Raw genomic sequence first — 16,984 nt, forward strand, 5'->3', positions numbered from 1 at the left:
GTGGTGGCCGGCGTCTGGACGGGCCCGACGGCGGTCGGTGCGGTGCGGGTCGGCCGGGGATACCGAGGGCTCGGCGGGACCGTGGCGGCGGGGGCGACGGAGGTTGCCGGCACCCGCACCGGCGCGGTGCGGATGTCGGTGGGCGTGTCCGGCGTGGCACGGGTCGGCGCGGGGGTGTCCGACGGTTTCGGCGAGGGCAGCCGCTGCTCGCTGGTCGGCTCGACGAACGGGATGACGGTGTCCGGGGTGATCGGCCCGCCGGCGAAGCTGACCCCCACCATGACCGTGTAGATCACGCCGGCCGCGCCGGCGCAGTAGGCGAGACGGCGAAGCCGCCGACGTCGCCGCCCGCTCGGGTCGACGAAGACGGGGGGCGATTCCGGTACGACGGGAATCAGTGCTGTCGGGCCTTCCACGCGGCCAAGTGTAGATGCGAGAAATTCCCGCCTTCTCCCCCGGCTAGCCGTGCTGACCAGGCAGAACGGACAGCACCGACCTCGATCTTGTAGGTTGGGTGCCGTGGCGCGCAGCGTGTACCTGACCGGCGTTGGCTCGGGCGGGGGAAAATCGACAGTGGCGCTCGGGCTGGCCGAGCTGTTGTCCCGCCAGGTGGAACGAATCGGCGCGTTCCGGCCGCTCGTCACCGGCGACGGCACCGACCCGATCCTGGCCCTGCTCACCGAGCGCTACCGGATGGATCTGCCGGTCGACGAGCTGTACGGCGCCACGTACGCCGAAGCGAGCGCGCTCGTCGCGGACGGCCGCCGGGAGGAGCTGATCTCCCGGATCGTCACCCGCTACCGGGAGGTCGAACGCCGCTGCCCGGCGATAGTGGTGGTCGGCAGCGACTTCGCCTACGGCGACGGCACCGGCCCGCGTGAGCTGGCCTTCAACGCCCGGCTCGCGACCGAGTTCAGCAGCGTCGTGGTCCCGGTGGTCGACGGTTTCGGGCAGACGCCCGAGACGATCGCGGCGGCGCTGCGCGGCGCGTACCACGATCTGGTCGACCTCGGCGCGACGGTGATCGCGGCGCTGGCCAACCGCGTGCCGGAGCCGATGACGCTGCCCGAGCTGCCGGTGCCCGCGTACGCGATCCCGGAGGTGCCGACCGTGTCGGCGCCGACGGTGGCCGAGGTCGCCGCGGCGCTGCGCGGCACCGTGCTCACCGGCGACGAGACCGCGCTCGACCGTGACGTGCTCGACTACGTGGTCGGCGCGGCGCACGTGCCGACGCTGCTGGACCACCTCACCGACGGGGCGCTGGTGATCACCCCGGGCGACCGCGCCGACCTGCTGGTGGCCGCCGGGGCCGCGCACGTCGCCGGGCAGGTGTCGCTGGCCGGGCTGGTGCTCACGCTCGGCGAACAGCCCGACCCGCGGGCCATGCGCCTGGTCGAGCGGATGAACACCGGGCTCCCGGTGCTCTCGGTACCCAGCGACAGCTACGACACGGTGTCCGCGTCCAGCCGGATCGAGGGCCGCCCCAGCACCGCCAACCCGCGCAAGGTCGAGGCAGCGCTCGGCGCGTTCGAACGCTGCGTGGACACCGACGACCTGGCCCGCCGGCTGCGGGTCAGCCGGTCCGCGCGGGTCACCCCGCTGATGTTCGAGAACGACCTGATCGACCGGGCCCGCGCCCAGCGCCGCCGGCTCGTGCTGCCCGAGGGCGCCGACGAACGGATCCTGCGCGCGACCGAGGTGCTGCTGCGCCGGAGCGTCGCCGAGATCACGCTGCTCGGCCGCCCGGACGAGATCGCCCGCCGCACCCGGGAACTGGGCGTGGACCTCGGCGACGCGCAGGTGGTCGACCCGGCGACCAGCCCGTGGCGGGACGAGTTCGCGCAGGCGTACGCGCAGTTGCGCGCCCACCGCGGCGTCACCGTGGAACTGGCGCACGACATCGTGGCGCAGCCCAACCACTTCGGCACGATGATGGTGCAGACCGGCCACGCCGACGGCATGGTGTCCGGCGCCACCCACACCACAGCCGCCACCATCCGGCCCGCGTTCGAGATCATCCGGACCGTACCCGGCGTCTCGGTCGCCTCCAGCGTCTTCTTCATGCTGCTCGCCGACCGGGTGCTCGTCTACGGCGACTGCGCCGTCAACCCCGACCCGGACGCCGACCAGCTCGCCGACATCGCCATCTCGTCGGCCGACACCGCGGCCCGGTTCGGCATCGAGCCGCGGGTGGCGATGCTGTCCTACTCCACCGGCAGCTCCGGCGCGGGCGCCGACGTGGAGAAGGTCGCGGCGGCCACCAAGCTGGTCCGGGAACGCCGGCCCGACCTGCTGGTCGAGGGCCCGATCCAGTACGACGCGGCGATCGACCCGCAGGTGGCCGCCACCAAGCTGCCGGACAGCCCGGTCGCCGGGCGCGCCACGGTGTTCATCTTCCCGGACCTGAACACCGGCAACAACACGTACAAGGCGGTGCAGCGGTCGGCCGGCGCGGTGGCGGTCGGGCCGGTCATGCAGGGCCTGCGGCGGCCGGTAAACGACCTGTCCCGCGGCGCCACCGTGCCCGACATCGTCAACACGGTGGCGATCACCGCCATCCAGGCCGCCGCGGAGGCGTCGGAATGAGCCGCATCCTGGTCCTCAACAGCGGATCCTCGTCGGTCAAGTACCGGCTGTACGACGGCGACGACGTCCTGGACAAGGGCACCGTCGAACGGATCGGCGAACCCGGCGGCGGGCCGGCCGACCACGAGAGCGCGGTCCGGGAGATCATCGGCCGGCTCGACCTGACCGGGCTGGCCGGCGTCGGCCACCGGGTGGTGCACGGCGGGCGGAAGTTCAGCGAGCCGGTACGCATCGACGACGCGGTGGTCGCCGCCATCGAGGACCTGGTGCCGTTGGCCCCGCTGCACAACCCGGCCAACCTGGCCGGCATCCGCGTGGCCCGGGAGGCGCTGCCGGACGTCCCGCAGGTGGCCGTCTTCGACACCGCGTTCCACCACACGCTGCCCGAGGCCGCCGCCACGTACGCGATCGACAAGGCCACCGCCGAGCGGTACGGCGTCCGCCGGTACGGCTTCCACGGCACCTCGCACGCGTACGTCTCGCGGCGCACGGCGGACCTGCTCGACCGCCCGTACGACCAGCTCAACACCATCACGCTGCACCTGGGCAACGGGGCGAGCGCCTGCGCGGTCCAGGGTGGCCGCAGCGTGGCCACCTCGATGGGCATGTCACCGCTGGAGGGCCTGGTGATGGGCACCCGCAGCGGCGACCTCGACCCGACAGTCATCTTCCACCTGCGCCGCGAGGGCGGCATGGGCGTCGACGACATCGACGACCTGCTCAACCACCGCAGCGGCCTGCTCGGGCTGACCGGCGCCAACGACATGCGTGAGGTGCTGGCCCGGCGTGCCGCCGGTGACCCGGACGCGACACTGGCCTTCGACGTCTACTGCCGGCGCATCACCGGCTACGTCGGCGCGTACTACGCGCTGCTCGGCCGGGTCGACGCGATCGCGTTCACCGCCCGGGTGGGCGAGCACGCCGCGCCGGTGCGTTCCGCGTCGCTGGCCGGGCTGGAGCGGCTCGGCATCGCCGTCGACCCGGCGCGCAACGACGGCCACGGCGACCGGATCGTCTCGCCGGACGGCGCGGAGGTGGCGGTGCTCGTGGTCGGCACCGACGAGGAGCGGGAGATCGCCCGCGAGACCCGCGAGGTGCTGGGCGTCTGACCGCGTTCTGGGCGACGGTGCCGCTACCTCGGCGGGGTGGCTTGACCCCAGCGCTTCCAAACCCGACCCTGCCGCTGCCGGCGACCGGCGCGCGGCGGCCGGGTCAGCCCAGGGCGATCCAGGCGACCAGCGCGACCACCACGACGACGGCGACAGCCACACCGGCGATCAGCGGCACCCGGGACGGCGCCGACGCCGACGCGGCCGGCTCGGGCGAATCGACGAACGCGCGGAACTGCGCTGTGTTGCCACTCGGGTCGGTGTAGTTCTCAGCCATGCGGGTGACCCTAGCGAAACCGGCCGGACCAGGCCGCCCCGCCAGGCCGGAGCTCGACATCCGGCTCACCGGGCCCGCGCAAACCCGCCCGGCCGGTGGAGGCGTCGCCCGGCCGGGTGGTGACGGCAGCCGATCCGGACGGCGGGCGCGGACCGACCACTCGGCTGCCTACCGTGCAGGTGTGAGGGGGCAGCGGCTGGTGGCCGCGCTGATGACGGCGCTGCTGGCCGGCTGCGGCCAGGCCGTCGCCACCACCGATCCCGTACCGGCCGGTGTCCGGCCCGCGCCCGATCGCCAGTACGCGGTGGGGATGCGCCAGTTCACGCTCGACCCGGAGGGCGCGCGGCCGCTGCCGGTCACCGTCTGGTACCCGGCCGACCTGCCCACGCAGGCGACCCCGTCCACTTCCGCAGGTCCCGCCGCACCGGCCCACACCACCGCGCTACCCGGCTCCGCCCCCGCACGTGACGCCGCCACCGCGCCGGGCCCCGCCGCCACCTCGACCGGCCCCGCCGCCGGGCCGTCCGGCACCGGCACGCTGGACGGGCCACGGGTGCGGCCGGGCGCGCCGTTCGCTGCGGGCCGGTTCCCGGTGGTCCTCTACAGCCACGGGCTGCGCAGCCTGCCCGCGCTGCACGCCGCCCTGACCAGCCGCTGGGCGGCCGCCGGGTTCGTGGTGGTAGCGCCCACCTACCCGCGTACGAGCCTGCGCGCCCGCAGCTACACCCGCGACGACGTACGCAACCAGCCGGCCGACGCCTGGCGGCTGGTCCGCCACCTGGTCCGTCTGGGCACCCGCCCCGGTGACCCGCTCGGCGCGCACCTGGCCGTGGACCGGTTCGCCGCCGCCGGGCACTCGGCCGGTGGTCACACCAGCCTCGGAATGTTCGCCTCCGGGCAACCGACCCCGCTACGGGCCGGGATCGTGATCGCCGGTGGCCGGATGGTCGCCGGCTTCTCCCGTCCGCTCGCGCCGATGCTGTTCGTGCACGGGAGCGCCGACCGGATCGTGCCGGAGTCGATCGGCCGGGCCGCGTACGCCCGCTGTCTCGGACCGGCCGCCTTCCTGAGCCTGCGCGGTCAGGGCCACGGCGAGTACCTGACGCCGGGCCGGGCCGGCTTCCCCCAGGTGCTCGCCACCACCACCGACTTCCTGCGCTGGACGCTGTACGCCGACCGGGCAGCGCTGCGTCGCCTCCCCGCCGACGCGACAGCCCCCGGCACCACCTTCACATCCCACTCCCTACCCACGTGACCACACCCGGCCCAGCGCCGTTGATCATGAGGTTGACGGCGACAAACCGGACAGCAGATGCCGCCAACTTCATGATCGACGCGAGCCGGGGCAGGGGTGGGTAGGGTGCGGGCGTGGACGGGCTGGAAGGGCGGCAACTGGGCGCCATCCGTGAGGTCGTCGAGGTGGCCGGAGCGGCCGGGATCGACGTCTGGCTGCGCGGCGGCTGGGCGATGGACTTCCACCTCGGAGCGGTGAGCCGCCCCCACGTCGATGTCGACTGGTACTGCTGGCGGCGGGACGCCGACCTGCTGGCCGACCGGCTCGGCGCGCTCAGCTGGCGGCCCGACCCCCGAATGCCGGCAACGCTCCAGCTCGACCTGGTCCGGGACGACGTCGAGCTGAGCTTCGCGTACCTCGACCGGGACGCGGCGGGCCGGGTCGTCGTGGGCGCCGGACCGTGGGCGGGCACCGTCCTGCCCGAGGGCATGCTGAGCGCCCCACCCGGCCGGATCGGTCCGCTCGCGGCGCCGGTGATCAGCGTCGCCACGCAGATCGAGTTCAAGGAGATGTTCCCGGTCTGGATGCCGGAGCGGCCCCGCCGTGCCAAGGACGCCGCCGACCTGGCCCGGCTCCGCGCATCGGCGTGCGACCACCCGAAGGGCTGACCGGGCGGGGTCACAGGCGATCGCGAGGCACAATTCAGTTCATGCGCCGTCGTCCCGTCGCCCTGCTCACCGCCGCCGTCCTCGGCGCCGCCCTCGCCGGCTGCTCGGAGCAGCCCGCCGCCCCGGCCGGGCGGCCCGCTCCGGACACCGCACCGACAAGCGTCACACCGACCCCGCGCGTACCCGCCGGCAAGGCGCCCACGGAGAGCTTCGCGGTCGGCGTACGCCAGGTGAAGCTCAACCGCGACGGCAACCGGCCGTTGCCGGTGACGCTCTGGTACCCGGCGGCGGGCGCGGCCGGTGGCGCGGTCGAGCGCTCCGCCCCGGCGGCGGACGGGCGGTTCCCGGTGGTGCTGTTCAGCCACGGGCTGACCGCCCGGCCGGAGGACTACCAGGTGCTGCTCACGCGCTGGGCGGCGGCCGGTTTCGTGGTCGCCGCGCCACGTTTCCCGCACACCTCGCGGGGCACCGACGGCAACGCGCTGGACGTGCTGAACCAGCCGGCCGACGTGTCATACGTGCTGACCCGGGTGCTCGCGCTCGGCGAGAAGGCGGGCGATCCGCTGCGTGGCCGGCTGGACCCGGAGCGGGTGGCCGCGACCGGGCACAGCGCCGGTGGCGTGACCACTATCGGCCTGTTCACCGCGGGCCGGGACGCGCGGCTGGACGCGGGCATCGTCTTCGCCGGCACCGCGCTCGGCGTGGGCACCGCGTTCGCCGGCACCGTCGCGCCGCAGTTGTACGTGCACGGTGAGGCCGACGAGGTGGTGTCGTACGCCGCGGGCAAGGCCGTCTTCGACGCGGTGCCGTGGCCGAAGGCGATGCTCAGCCTGCCGAAGGGCGACCACGGCCGGGCGCTGCTCGGCGACGGCAAGGCGCTGGGCGTGGTCGCGGACACCACGATCGAGTTCCTCCGCTGGACGCTCTACGGCGACCCGGCGGCGAAGGAGCGCCTCCCCGCCGCCGCGGCCCGCGGCGGTGTGGCCACGCTCGACGACCGGCTGTAAGGAAGGGCCCCTTATTAACGCCTCCGGTAGAGAAGGGGCCCCTTCTTAACACGCCGCGCCGCGCGCCTCAGGCGGTGTGGTCGACGACCACCTTGCCGAAGACGTCGCCGGACTGCAGCCGGGCGAACGCCTCGGTGATCTCGCTGAACGGCACCACCCGGTCGACCACCGGCCGCACCTCGTGCTCGGCGCAGAACGCGAGCAGTTCGGTCAGCTCGTCGGGGGTGCCCATCGAGGTGCCGAGGATCTCCAGTTGCATGGCGAAGACCCGGCGCAGGTTGACCTTCGGCTCGTGGCCGGAGGTGGCCCCGGAGACCACGATCCGGGCCATCGGCGCGGCCGACTTCAGCGAGTGGTCGAACGTGGCCGCGCCGACCGTCTCGATCACCACGTCGACCCGTTCCGGCAGCCGCGCGCCGGGCTCCAGGGCGGTCGCGCCCAGCTCGGCGATCCGCTCCCGCTTGGCGGCGTCGCGGCTGGTCGCGTACACCCGCTTGCCGAGCGCGACGCCGAGCGCGACAGCCGCGGTGGCCACGCCACCGCCGGCGCCCTGGACCAGCACCGACTCGCCGTCGGCGACCCGGCCCTTGGTGGTCAGCATCCGCCACGCGGTGAGCCAGGCCGTGGGCAGGCACGCCGCGTCGGTGGCCGACAGGCCGTCGGGCAGCGGCAGGAGGTTCATCCGGGGTACGGCGACCAGCTCGGCGAACGTGCCCTGGTAGTGCTCGGAGAGGATGGAGACCCCGCGCGGGTCGCCCGGGGTGGGCACCACCGGGTAGATGACGACCTCGTTGCCGTCCGGGTCGGTGCCGACCGCGTCGCAGCCGAGGATCATCGGGAGCTGGTCGGCGGTCAGGCCCACGCCACGCAGCGACCAGAGGTCGTGGTGGTTGAGCGAGCTGGCCCGGACCCGCACGGTGACCCAGTCGTCCTGCGGGTGGGTCGGCTCGGGACGGTCGCCGACGGCGAGCGCGGCAAGCGGGTTGTCGGTGTCGAAGGCCGAGGCGAAGGCAGCACGCATGATCGGCACGGTAACAAGCTGAGCAGCAGTTAAGAAGGGGCCCTTCCTCTACCGGAGGCGTTAAGAAGGGCCCCTTCCTTACATCTCAGCGGCGGGCGACGCCGTCGAGGCGGGCGGCTTCGGCGACCGCCTCGGCCACCGCCGGCGCGACCCGGGGGTCCAGCGGCGAGGGCACGATCGCGTCGGCGGTGAGCGACTCGGCCACCACGTTCGCGATGGCGTCGGCGGCGGCCACCTTCATCGAGTCGGTGATCCGGGTGGCACCGGCGTCCAGCGCGCCCCGGAACACGCCGGGGAACGCGAGCACGTTGTTGATCTGGTTCGGGTAGTCGCTGCGCCCGGTGGCGACCACCGCCACGTGCCGGGCGGCCACCTCGGGGTGCACCTCCGGGGTGGGGTTGGCCAGCGCGAACACGATGCCGCCGGGGGCCATGCCGGCCACCGCCGCCTCGGGGATCTGGCCGCCGGAGACGCCGATCAGCACGTCCGCGCCGCGCAGCGCCTCGGTGATGTCGCCCTGGCGGCCCTCGGCGTTTGTGAGTTCGGCCAGCTCGGCCTTGGTGCCGGTCAGCTCGCGGTGCCGGCCGATGATGCCGCGCGAGTCGCACACCACCACCCCGGCCGGGTCCACGACGCCGGCGATCAGCATCTTGGTCACCGCGACGCCGGCCGCGCCCGCGCCGCTGACGGCCACCCGCAGGTCGCCGAGCTTGCGGTTGAGCAGCGTGGCGGCGTTGCGCAGCGCGGCGAGCACCACGATCGCGGTGCCGTGCTGGTCGTCGTGGAAGACCGGGATGTCCAGCGCCTCGTCGAGCCGCCGCTCCACCTCGAAGCAGCGCGGCGCGCTGATGTCCTCCAGGTTGATCCCGCCGAACGAGGGCGCGAGCGCCTTGACCGTCGCGACGATCTCGTCCACGTCCTGCGTGTCCAGGCAGACCGGCACCGCGTCGACGCCGGCGAACTGCTTGAACAGCACCGCCTTGCCCTCCATCACGGGCAGCGCGGCGCGCGGGCCGATGTTGCCCAGACCGAGTACGGCGGAGCCGTCGGTGACGACCGCGACGGTGTGCGACACCCAGGTGTAGGTGTCGGCGAGCGCGGGGTCGGCGGCGATCGCCTCGCACACCCGGGCAACCCCCGGGGTGTACGCGAGGGAGAGGTCCTCGCGGCTGGTCAGCGGGACGGTGGAGGCGACTGCCATCTTGCCGCCGACGTGCAGGCGGAAGACGGGATCGGCGGGGTCCGGGGTGGACGAAGACATGGTGACTCCAGGATCTGTCGAGCAGACGGACCGGCCGGCGTGGTCAGCGGTGGTCAGCGACCGGCGGCGCGGCGGTGCGGGGGTCACCCGGGCACTTTCCGAGCATAGTCACGCTTCGGCAGCCAGTATGTGAGCGGGGTCATATCCGCTCCGGTCGTTACCGGCCCCTGACCAGTCCCGGACGCGGCCACCAGCGGGCCACCACCCGGCCGCGGACGTCGGCCACCCCGTACGCGCGGGAGTCGTCGGCGACGAACTCGTTGTCGCCGCGCAACCACCAGCCGCCGTCGCGCGGTTCCACCGCCCGCTTGACGACGAGCAGGTCGGGACGGCTGCGGAAGACCGCGACGACCACGTCACCGGGGCGCACCGCCCGGCCGCCGGTGCGGACCAGCACCGCGTCGCCGTGCCGCAGCGTGGGGGACATGGAGGGGCCGGTCACCAGCACCGGCGTCAGCGGGCCGCGCAGCGCCGGAGGTTCGCCGGTGGGCGCCATGTCACCTCCCAGCCCCCGAGGGCGTCTCCAGGAGTAATGTCGTCTTGGATCATCGCAAACAACCCATGGAGGACCCTGATGCGCCTTCCCCGCATCCTCACGCCCCGGGTGACGGCCAGCGCTCACTGCGACCTGCCCTGCGGCGTATACGACCCGGCCCAGGCCCGGATCGAGGCCGAGTCGGTCAAAATGATCTGTGAGAAGTACCAGGCCAACACCGACCCGGAGTTCCGCACCCGCGCCATCCTGATCAAGGAGCAGCGGGCGGAGCTGGTCAAGCACCACCTGTGGGTGCTCTGGACCGACTACTTCAAGCCGCCGCACTTCGAGAAGTACCCGCACCTGCACCAGCTGTTCAACGAGGCCACCAAGCTGGCCGGCGCGGCCGGCGCCAAGGGCGCGACCGACCCGGCCAAGGCGGACGAGCTGCTGGCGAAGATCGACGAGATCTCGAAGATCTTCTGGGAGACCAAGCAGGCGTGACGTCGCCCGACGGCACTCCGACGATCCGGCCGGTACGTCCCGGGGACGTACCGGCCGTCGTCACCATGGTGCACGAACTCGCCGAGTACGAGCGCGCCCCGGAGCAGTGCCACCTCACCGCCGAGCAGCTGGAGGCGGCCCTGTTCGGGTCGGCGCCGGCGCTCTTCGGTCACGTGGCCGTCGAAGCGGCGGACCAGCCGGTCGGCTTCGCGCTCTGGTTCCTCAACTTCTCCACCTGGGCCGGCGTGCACGGCATCTACCTGGAGGACCTGTACGTCCGCCCGGGGCACCGGCGCGGGCCGGATGCTGCTGGCCACCCTCGCCGCGATCTGCGTCGAGCGCGGCTACCAGCGGCTGGAGTGGTGGATGATCAACTGGAACCCGGCAGCCCGCTTCTACGCCGCGATCGGCGCCACGCCGATGGACGAGTGGACCCCGTACCGCCTGGCCGGACCCGCGTTGCGCGAGCTCGCCACGCACGCGACGGCCGCGCCCACGCGGCCGGCCCCCTGACCGGGTAGAGTCCCGCACCGGGGGGAGGAGCCGTGACTCAACTGACCGGGCACCCGACGACTGACGACGACGTCGTCCACCTCACCGTGCCCGCCGACGGTGGATACCTCGGCGTGCTCCGTACCGCCACGGCCGGCCTCGCGGCCCGGCTGCAGTTCGCCCTCGACGAGATCGAGGACCTGCGCATCGCCGTCGACGAGGCGTGCGCCATGCTGCTCGCCATCGCCACCCGCGACGCCGAGCTGGAGTGCCGGTTCGCGGTCACCGAGGACGCGCTCACCGTCGAGGTCACGGTGCCGACGGTCCGGGGCGCGACGCTGCCGTCGGAGTCGTCGTTCGCCTGGAAGGTGCTCACCGCGCTGACCACCGGGGCCAACGCCCACGCGACCGACGGCCGGGCCACCATCTCGCTGCTGACCCGCCGCGCCGGCGGCTACTGACCGGGTCGCGGCCACCGCTCCGGCGGCCGTCCGGCGTTCAGCGGGCCGGGTCGCCGAAGCCGAGCGCGCGGTTGGTCGGGCCGCTCACCAGCAACCCGACCATGCCGATGCCGAACGCCATGAGCGGCAGCCCGAGCCAGCCCATGCCGCCCTCGATCATGAACCAGCCGACCGGCAGCAGCATGAGCTGAAGCACGATCGCGGGCGCGCGTGCGCCGGCGCGACGGCGGGACAACGCGCCGCCGAGCGCCCAGAGCGCCACCGCGCCGCCGATCGCGAACGCGGTCACCCACAGCGCCGAGATCAGGTCTGTCGTCTCAGCGGTGAGGTCGGACCAGATGAGCCACACCGCGATCAGCCCGAGCGCCACCGCCTCCGCGCGTAGCAGGAGCACCGCGGCGCGCAGCGTGCCGGGGACCGGGTCGGAGTCGATCGTCACGGGCGCCACGATACCGGTGGGTAGTCGCGGTACAGTGCCGCCCATGCGGGCCGTCCTGGTGGTCAATCCGAAGGCCACCACCACCAGCGAGCGCAGCCGGGACGTGCTGGTCCGGGCGTTGCGCAGTGAAGTCGACCTGTCGGTGCGCTACACGCGCCGGCGGGGCCATGCCATGGACCTGGCCCGGGAGGCCGCCCAGGAGGGCGTCGACCTGGTGGTCACGCTCGGTGGCGACGGCACCGTCAACGAGGTGGTAAACGGCCTGATGGCGGCGGAGCCGCCGACGTTCCGGACCGGGCAGACCTCGGCCGAGCGGCTGCCCGCGCTGGCCACCGTGCCCGGCGGCTCGACGAACGTCTTCGCCCGCGCGCTCGGGCTGCCCCGGGAGTGGCCGGACGGCACCAGCATGATCCTGGAGGGACTGCGGCTGGGCCGGTCCCGCACGATCGGGCTGGGCCGGGCCGACGACCGCTACTTCACGTTCTGCGCCGGCTTCGGGCTGGACGCGGCGGTCATCCGCCGGGTGGAACAGTCCCGCAAGAAGGGGCGCGTCTCCACGCCGGCGCTCTACTTCCGGTCCACCGCGAGCCAGTACTTCGTCGGCTCGGACCGCCGCCACCCGTCGATCACGCTGGAGCGTCCGGGTGAGGCGCCGGACACGGAGCTGGCCACGGCGATCATCCAGAACACCGCGCCGTGGACGTACCTGGGCGACCGGGAGATCAACCCGAACCCGGAAGCCTCGTTCGATCTCGGGCTCGACGTGCTCGCGCTGCGGCGGCTGCGGGTGGCCAGCACGGCCCGTACGGCGGCGCAGTTCTTCTCCCGGAAGCCGGACCCGCACGGCAAGCAGGTGCTGCGCCTGCACGACCTGGCGGAGTTCACCCTGCGCTCGGAGCGCCCACTGCCGTTCCAGATGGACGGGGACTACCTCGGCGAGCGGGAGAAAGTCCGATTCACCTCCGTGCCGGCGGCACTGAGAGTAATCTGCTAGGTCTCGGGTACTCCAGTCGGTTGACGCGGATCCCCCCGCCGCGCGGGCGCGGTGGCCGCCACGCCGAGGAAGGGTGCCGGAAATGTCAGCAACGTCACGCAGACCGTACTACATTGATTATCGACTGTGGTACGCCGGGTAACCAGGACCCTGGTAAACCCGGACAAATGGGTGGTGAGCCCGCTCACTGTTCGGAGTTTTTCCGAGCGGCACCCTTGACATCGCTGTAGTTCGTGAAAGTATTCACAAGCGAACTCGTGTTGCCGGGACATTGCCTGGATATGCTCGTTCGGTTGAGCTGTTCCAGCAGGTCCAGGCACCCCACAGCCTGCTCACGCTGCGCCGAATTGATGGATGCTGACCGTCACCCTTCGGCAATGCGGACGCAAATAGGAATAGCAACGAAGCGTTTACTGGCCACCCACTAAGAATGAGGAGTGTTGCCGCCATGGACTGGCGCCACGATTCGGTCTGCCGCGACGAGGACCCGGAGCTGTTCTTCCCCATCGGGACGTCCGGCCCGGCCCTCCTTCAGGTGGAGCAGGCGAAGGCCGTCTGCCGGCGCTGCCCCGTGACCGACCAGTGCCTGCAGTGGGCGCTGGAGTCCGGTCAGGACGCCGGCGTCTGGGGCGGGATGAGCGAAGAGGAGCGCCGCGCGGTGAAGCGCCGCGGCGGTCTCCGGGTGCTGCGCGCTCACTCCGCCTGACCCGTACCACACGACAACGCCCCGGCCGGGATTCCGGCCGGGGCGTTGCGTTGTCCTCACCTGTCAGGCCGCAACCGTGTCCACGCGCCGCCGGACCAGATCCGCCAACTCCGGCAGGTCGTTCAGCGGCTCCGCCACCGCCACCGCGCCCGCCGACCGGGCCGCCGCGCGTACCCCGTCGTGGAACCGGCCCGGCGCCAGGAAGTAGGCCGCCACCGCGACCCGGCGGGCCCCCGCCGCGCGCAGTCGCGCCACCGCGCCGCCGACCTCCGGCGGCGCCGCCGAGGCGTACGACACGCGGCACGGCACGCCCAGCCCGGCGCCGAACGCCGCCGCGACCCGGCCCACCGAAGCACGAGCGGCCGGATCCCGGGTACCGGCCGCCGCCAGCACCACCGCGTCCAGCCCGCCCGGCCCGTCGCCGGTCGCCTCCGCCAGGCGGCGGCGCAGCCCGTCCAGCAACCCGCCGTCCACGCCGGAGCCGGCCGGGCCCAGCACGTCGGTCACCCGTACCTCGATCTCGGCGCCGGCCGCCGCGACCGCCGCCGGGATGTCGACCTTCCGGTGGTACGCGGCGGTCAGCAGCAGCGGCACCAGAACCGCCCGGGAGTGGCCGGCGGCGGCAAGCCCGCGCAGCACCTCGGCCGGGCCGGGATCGGTGTGGTCCAGCCAGCTCGGCAGCACCGCACGACCGGGCCAGGTGTCCGCCACGGCCCGGGCCAGCGCCCGGGTCGCCTCCGCCGCCCGAGGGTCACGGCTCCCGTGCGCCACCAGCACCACGGGCGGCCCGGCCCTCAGGTGTGCAGGCCGCACTCGGTCTTCTCAAACATCGCCCAGCGACCGGACCGCGGGTCCTCCCCCGCCTTCGTCCGCCGGGTGCACGGCCAGCAGCCGATCGAGCCGTAGCCACGGGCGAACAGCTCGTTGACCGGGATGTCGTACCGGGCCACGTACGCGTCCACCTCCCGCTGCGTCCACGCCGCGATCGGGTTCACCTTGACCTTGCCGCGCCGCGCGTCGAAGCCCACCACCGGCGTGTTCGCCCGGGTCGGCGACTCGTCCCGGCGCAGCCCGGCGGCCCACGCGTCGTACCCGGACAGCGCCCGCTCCAGCGGCTCCACCTTGCGCAGCTGGCAGCAGTCGTCCGGGGACCTGTTGAACAGCCGCGGACCGTACTGGCCGTCCTGCTGGCCCACGGTCATCCGCGGCCGGATCGAGCGCACCCGCACCGGCATCCGGCGGGCCACCTCGTCACGCACCCGCAGCGTCTCCGGGAAGTGCAGCCCGGTGTCCAGGAACACCACGTCGACGCCGGGCGCGACCCGGGAGACCAGGTGCGCCACCACCCCGTCGGCCATCGAGCTGGTCACGCAGAACCGCTCGCCGAACGTCTCCACCGCCCACCGGGCGATCTCGATCGCCGGCGCGTCCGCCAGCTCCCGGCCGGCCTCCTCGGCCAGCGCGCGCAACTCCTCCGGGTCCCGGCGAGCCGGCCCGGCCTCGCCGATCAGGCCGAGGCCGGCGGCGGAGACGAGGCCGCTCACCGGGTCACCGCCCGGCTCAGCAGGCCGGTGAACTTGACCGCGAAGACCCGCGCGCAGGCGTGGCACTCCCAGGCGCCGTGTCCGGCCTCGTGCGGTCGCAGGTCCTCCTCCCCGCAGTACGGGCAGTAGAGAGGCGCAGATCGGGCATCGCTCATCGGAGCTCCTCCTCGTCGGCTCTGATCACCCAGTTGGCGAACGTCTCACCCTCGGTCCGGCCGGCCAGGTAGCGGCGGGCGAGCCGTTCCACGTACTCCGGAAGCTCCTCGGCGGTGGTCTTCAGGCCGCGCAGCTTGCGGCCGAACCCGGCGGTCTGGCCCTGGGCCATGCCGAGGCCGCCGCCGAGGTGCACCTGGAAACCCTCGACCTGCCGGCCGTCCGGGCCGACCACGAGCTGGCCCTTGAGCCCGATGTCCGCGACCTGGGTGCGGGCGCAGGCGTTCGGGCAGCCGTTGAGGTGGATGGAGATGTCCGCGTCGAAGTCGCGCAGCCGCTCCTCCAGGCGCGCGACCAGTTCCTCGCCGCGCCGCTTGGTCTCGACGATGGCGAGCTTGCAGAACTCGATGCCGGTGCAGGCCATCGTGCCGCGCCGCCACGCCGACGGCCGGGCCTCCAGGCCGATCCCGCGCAGCGCCGTGACCAGCTCCTCGGTCCGCTCCGGCGCCACGTCCAGCACCAGCAGCTTCTGGTACGGGGTGAGCCGCACCCGGCCGCTGCCGTGCGCCTCGACCACGTCGGCGAGCTGCGCCAGCTGGGTGCCGGAGACCCGGCCCACCACCGGGGCCGCGCCGACGTAGTTCGCGCCGTCACGCTGGGCGTGCACACCGATGTGGTCGACCGGCTTCGCCGGCAGTTCCGCGGCCGGACCGTCCAGCAGCGTGCGGCCCAGGTACTCCTTCTCCAGCACCTCCCGGAACCGCTCCACGCCCCAGTCGGCGACCAGGAACTTCAGCCGGGCCCGGTTACGCAGCCGGCGGTAGCCGTAGTCGCGGAAGATGCCGACCACACCGGCCCACACGTCCGGCACCTCGTTCAGCGGCACCCAGACGCCGAGCCGCTTGGCGAGCATCGGGTTGGTGGAGAGCCCGCCGCCCACCCACACGTCGAAGCCGGGACCGTGCTCCGGGTGCTCCACGCCGAGGAACGCGATGTCGTTCGCCTCGTACGGGGTGTCGACCAGCCAGGAGATCGAGGTCTTGAACTTGCGGGGCAGGTTGGAGTATGCCTTGTCGCCGACGTACCGGCGGACGATCTCGTCGATCGCCGGAGTCGGGTCGAGCACCTCGTCCCGGGCCACCCCGGCGACCGGGCTGCCCAGCACGATCCGGGGGCAGTCGCCGCACGCCTCGGTGGTCTGCAGGCCGACCGCCTCCAGCCGGCGCCAGATCTCCGGCATGTCCTCGACCCGGATCCAGTGGTACTGGATGTTCTGCCGGTCGGTGATGTCGGCGGTGTCCCGGGCGAACTCGCGGGAGATGTCCGCGATCACGCGGAGCTGGGCCAGGTTGAGCTGGCCGCCGTCCACCCGGACGCGGAGCATGAAGAACTCGTCTTCCAGCTCGTGCGGCTCCAGAACTGCGGTACGCCCGCCGTCGATGCCGGCCTTGCGCTGGGTGTAGAGGCCCCACCAGCGGAACCGGCCGCGCAGGTCCTGCGGGTCGATCGAGGCGAAACCGCGATGGGCGTAGATGTTCTCGATCCGGTCCCGCACGTTCAGCGGGTCGTCGTCCTTCTTGATCCGCTCGTTGGGGTTGAGCGGCTCTTTGTGCCCGAGCGCCCACTGGCCCTCGCCGCGTGGCCGGCGGGGCGCACGGGCGGCGGGCGCCGGGGAGTCGGGACGGGTCGGGGTGCTGCTGACCGCCATCGCGGCGTCCTCCATTGCTTGCTGCGGTGCCTGCGAGCGCGGACGCGGCGGCCGGCCCGGGAGTGGGCCGTGGACGGCGATGTCGATGACGGCCGGCGCGAGTGCGCGCCCGAGACGGAAGGGTCGGGCGTCGTCAGTGGGCCGGACAGATCGCGCTGCGCACGCGGCCGTAATCGACGTGGCGGCGAGCCACGAAGCGGCGGACGACAGCGGCGGTCATGTGCCTCATGCTGCCACACCACGCCCGGCCGGACCACAGCTCCGCACTGTGATCCCACATCACGGGCCCCAACCGGGATCGACTCCCATCCCTGTCCCCCGGCCCTGCTCGCCGCCCTCTCCCGT

General features: G+C 73.3%; 19 protein-coding genes and 1 pseudogene. 11 read left to right on the forward strand and 9 right to left on the reverse strand.

What is annotated here, in order from left to right; all coding sequences use genetic code 11:
- The 3 genes from BAW75_RS31855 to BAW75_RS31865 form a co-directional block, all read left to right on the forward strand.
- Positions 1-291, forward strand: a 291-nt coding sequence (locus BAW75_RS31855) for a GTPase (RefSeq protein ID WP_420915054.1), incomplete at its 5' end; no start/stop codon positions are given.
- Positions 292-510: 219 nt separating this feature from the next.
- Positions 511-2,586 (forward strand): phosphate acetyltransferase, encoded by a 2,076-nt coding sequence (pta, locus tag BAW75_RS31860; protein WP_104115994.1) that lies wholly within the window; start codon positions 511-513, stop codon positions 2,584-2,586.
- On the forward strand, positions 2,583-3,695 hold the full coding sequence (locus BAW75_RS31865) for an acetate/propionate family kinase (RefSeq protein WP_104115995.1): 1,113 nt from the start codon (positions 2,583-2,585) through the stop codon (positions 3,693-3,695). The genes pta and BAW75_RS31865 overlap by 4 nt, the downstream gene beginning before the upstream one ends.
- A gap of 103 nt (positions 3,696-3,798) precedes the next feature.
- Here BAW75_RS31865 and BAW75_RS32540 read toward each other — a convergent pair whose 3' ends face one another.
- A complete protein-coding gene (locus tag BAW75_RS32540; protein WP_166457193.1) occupies positions 3,799-3,972 on the reverse strand; it encodes a hypothetical protein in 174 nt (57 codons plus the stop codon).
- A 181-nt stretch (positions 3,973-4,153) separates the two neighbouring features.
- Between BAW75_RS32540 and BAW75_RS31870 the strand changes: the two genes are divergently transcribed.
- The 3 genes from BAW75_RS31870 to BAW75_RS31880 all read left to right on the forward strand — a co-directional run bounded on the left by BAW75_RS31870 (position 4,154) and on the right by BAW75_RS31880 (position 6,881).
- A complete protein-coding gene (locus BAW75_RS31870; protein ID WP_104115996.1) occupies positions 4,154-5,227 on the forward strand; it encodes an alpha/beta hydrolase family protein in 1,074 nt (357 codons plus the stop codon).
- A 113-nt stretch (positions 5,228-5,340) separates the two neighbouring features.
- Positions 5,341-5,874, forward strand: coding sequence for a nucleotidyltransferase domain-containing protein (locus BAW75_RS31875; RefSeq protein WP_104115997.1), 534 nt, complete (start codon positions 5,341-5,343; stop codon positions 5,872-5,874).
- A gap of 41 nt (positions 5,875-5,915) precedes the next feature.
- A complete protein-coding gene (locus tag BAW75_RS31880) occupies positions 5,916-6,881 on the forward strand; it encodes an alpha/beta hydrolase family protein (protein ID WP_104115998.1) in 966 nt (321 codons plus the stop codon).
- 67 nt (positions 6,882-6,948) lie between these two features.
- Here BAW75_RS31880 and BAW75_RS31885 read toward each other — a convergent pair whose 3' ends face one another.
- The 3 genes from BAW75_RS31885 to BAW75_RS31895 form a co-directional block, all read right to left on the reverse strand.
- Complete coding sequence (locus BAW75_RS31885) at positions 6,949-7,902, reverse strand: zinc-binding dehydrogenase (RefSeq protein WP_030503225.1); 954 nt, start codon at positions 7,900-7,902, stop codon at positions 6,949-6,951.
- 85 nt (positions 7,903-7,987) lie between these two features.
- The gene (locus BAW75_RS31890) at positions 7,988-9,163 is read right to left on the reverse strand and encodes an NAD(P)-dependent malic enzyme (protein ID WP_104115999.1); all 1,176 of its coding nucleotides are present in this window, start codon (positions 9,161-9,163) and stop codon (positions 7,988-7,990) included.
- A 157-nt stretch (positions 9,164-9,320) separates the two neighbouring features.
- The gene (locus BAW75_RS31895; protein WP_043328529.1) at positions 9,321-9,659 is read right to left on the reverse strand and encodes a S24 family peptidase; all 339 of its coding nucleotides are present in this window, start codon (positions 9,657-9,659) and stop codon (positions 9,321-9,323) included.
- A 78-nt stretch (positions 9,660-9,737) separates the two neighbouring features.
- Here BAW75_RS31895 and sodN point away from each other — a divergent pair, with 78 nt between their 5' ends.
- The 3 genes and pseudogenes from sodN (at position 9,738) to BAW75_RS31910 (ending at position 11,095) form a co-directional block, all read left to right on the forward strand.
- Entirely contained in the window at positions 9,738-10,142 is a 405-nt protein-coding gene (gene sodN, locus BAW75_RS31900) for a superoxide dismutase, Ni (protein ID WP_043328527.1), read from the forward strand.
- Positions 10,139-10,655: pseudogene (locus BAW75_RS31905) on the forward strand (N-acetyltransferase family protein). The gene sodN and the pseudogene BAW75_RS31905 overlap by 4 nt, the downstream one beginning before the upstream one ends.
- A 32-nt stretch (positions 10,656-10,687) precedes the next feature.
- Complete coding sequence (locus BAW75_RS31910; RefSeq protein ID WP_030503230.1) at positions 10,688-11,095, forward strand: ATP-binding protein; 408 nt, start codon at positions 10,688-10,690, stop codon at positions 11,093-11,095.
- A gap of 37 nt (positions 11,096-11,132) precedes the next feature.
- Here the strand turns inward: BAW75_RS31910 and BAW75_RS31915 are convergent, their stop codons facing one another.
- Positions 11,133-11,534: a hypothetical protein gene (locus tag BAW75_RS31915; protein WP_104116001.1), complete on the reverse strand. Its 402-nt coding sequence runs from the start codon at positions 11,532-11,534 to the stop codon at positions 11,133-11,135.
- A gap of 43 nt (positions 11,535-11,577) precedes the next feature.
- Here BAW75_RS31915 and BAW75_RS31920 point away from each other — a divergent pair, with 43 nt between their 5' ends.
- Positions 11,578-12,528 (forward strand): diacylglycerol/lipid kinase family protein, encoded by a 951-nt coding sequence (locus BAW75_RS31920; RefSeq protein ID WP_030503232.1) that lies wholly within the window; start codon positions 11,578-11,580, stop codon positions 12,526-12,528.
- A gap of 448 nt (positions 12,529-12,976) precedes the next feature.
- A complete protein-coding gene (locus tag BAW75_RS31925) occupies positions 12,977-13,234 on the forward strand; it encodes a WhiB family transcriptional regulator (protein ID WP_013288358.1) in 258 nt (85 codons plus the stop codon).
- A gap of 63 nt (positions 13,235-13,297) precedes the next feature.
- On the opposite strand, the gene BAW75_RS31930 is transcribed toward BAW75_RS31925, so the two are convergent.
- Genes BAW75_RS31930 through BAW75_RS31940 form a run of 4 tightly spaced genes read right to left on the reverse strand, consistent with a single transcriptional unit; the run spans position 13,298 to position 16,639 of the window.
- On the reverse strand, positions 13,298-14,047 hold the full coding sequence (locus tag BAW75_RS31930) for a sirohydrochlorin chelatase (RefSeq protein ID WP_181373784.1): 750 nt from the start codon (positions 14,045-14,047) through the stop codon (positions 13,298-13,300).
- On the reverse strand, positions 14,029-14,778 hold the full coding sequence (locus BAW75_RS31935) for a phosphoadenylyl-sulfate reductase (protein ID WP_104116000.1): 750 nt from the start codon (positions 14,776-14,778) through the stop codon (positions 14,029-14,031). The genes BAW75_RS31930 and BAW75_RS31935 overlap by 19 nt, the downstream gene beginning before the upstream one ends.
- Positions 14,775-14,933 carry a hypothetical protein gene (locus tag BAW75_RS32545; protein ID WP_013288361.1) on the reverse strand — a complete coding sequence of 53 codons (159 nt, stop codon included), beginning with the start codon at positions 14,931-14,933 and terminating at the stop codon, positions 14,775-14,777. The genes BAW75_RS31935 and BAW75_RS32545 overlap by 4 nt, the downstream gene beginning before the upstream one ends.
- On the reverse strand, positions 14,930-16,639 hold the full coding sequence (locus tag BAW75_RS31940) for a nitrite/sulfite reductase (RefSeq protein WP_043330952.1): 1,710 nt from the start codon (positions 16,637-16,639) through the stop codon (positions 14,930-14,932). Before BAW75_RS31940 ends, BAW75_RS32545 begins: the two co-directional genes overlap by 4 nt.
- Positions 16,640-16,984: the final 345 nt, after the last annotated feature.

The sequence above is a fragment of the Micromonospora chalcea genome (genome assembly GCF_002926165.1).
GTDB lineage: Bacteria > Actinomycetota > Actinomycetes > Mycobacteriales > Micromonosporaceae > Micromonospora > Micromonospora chalcea.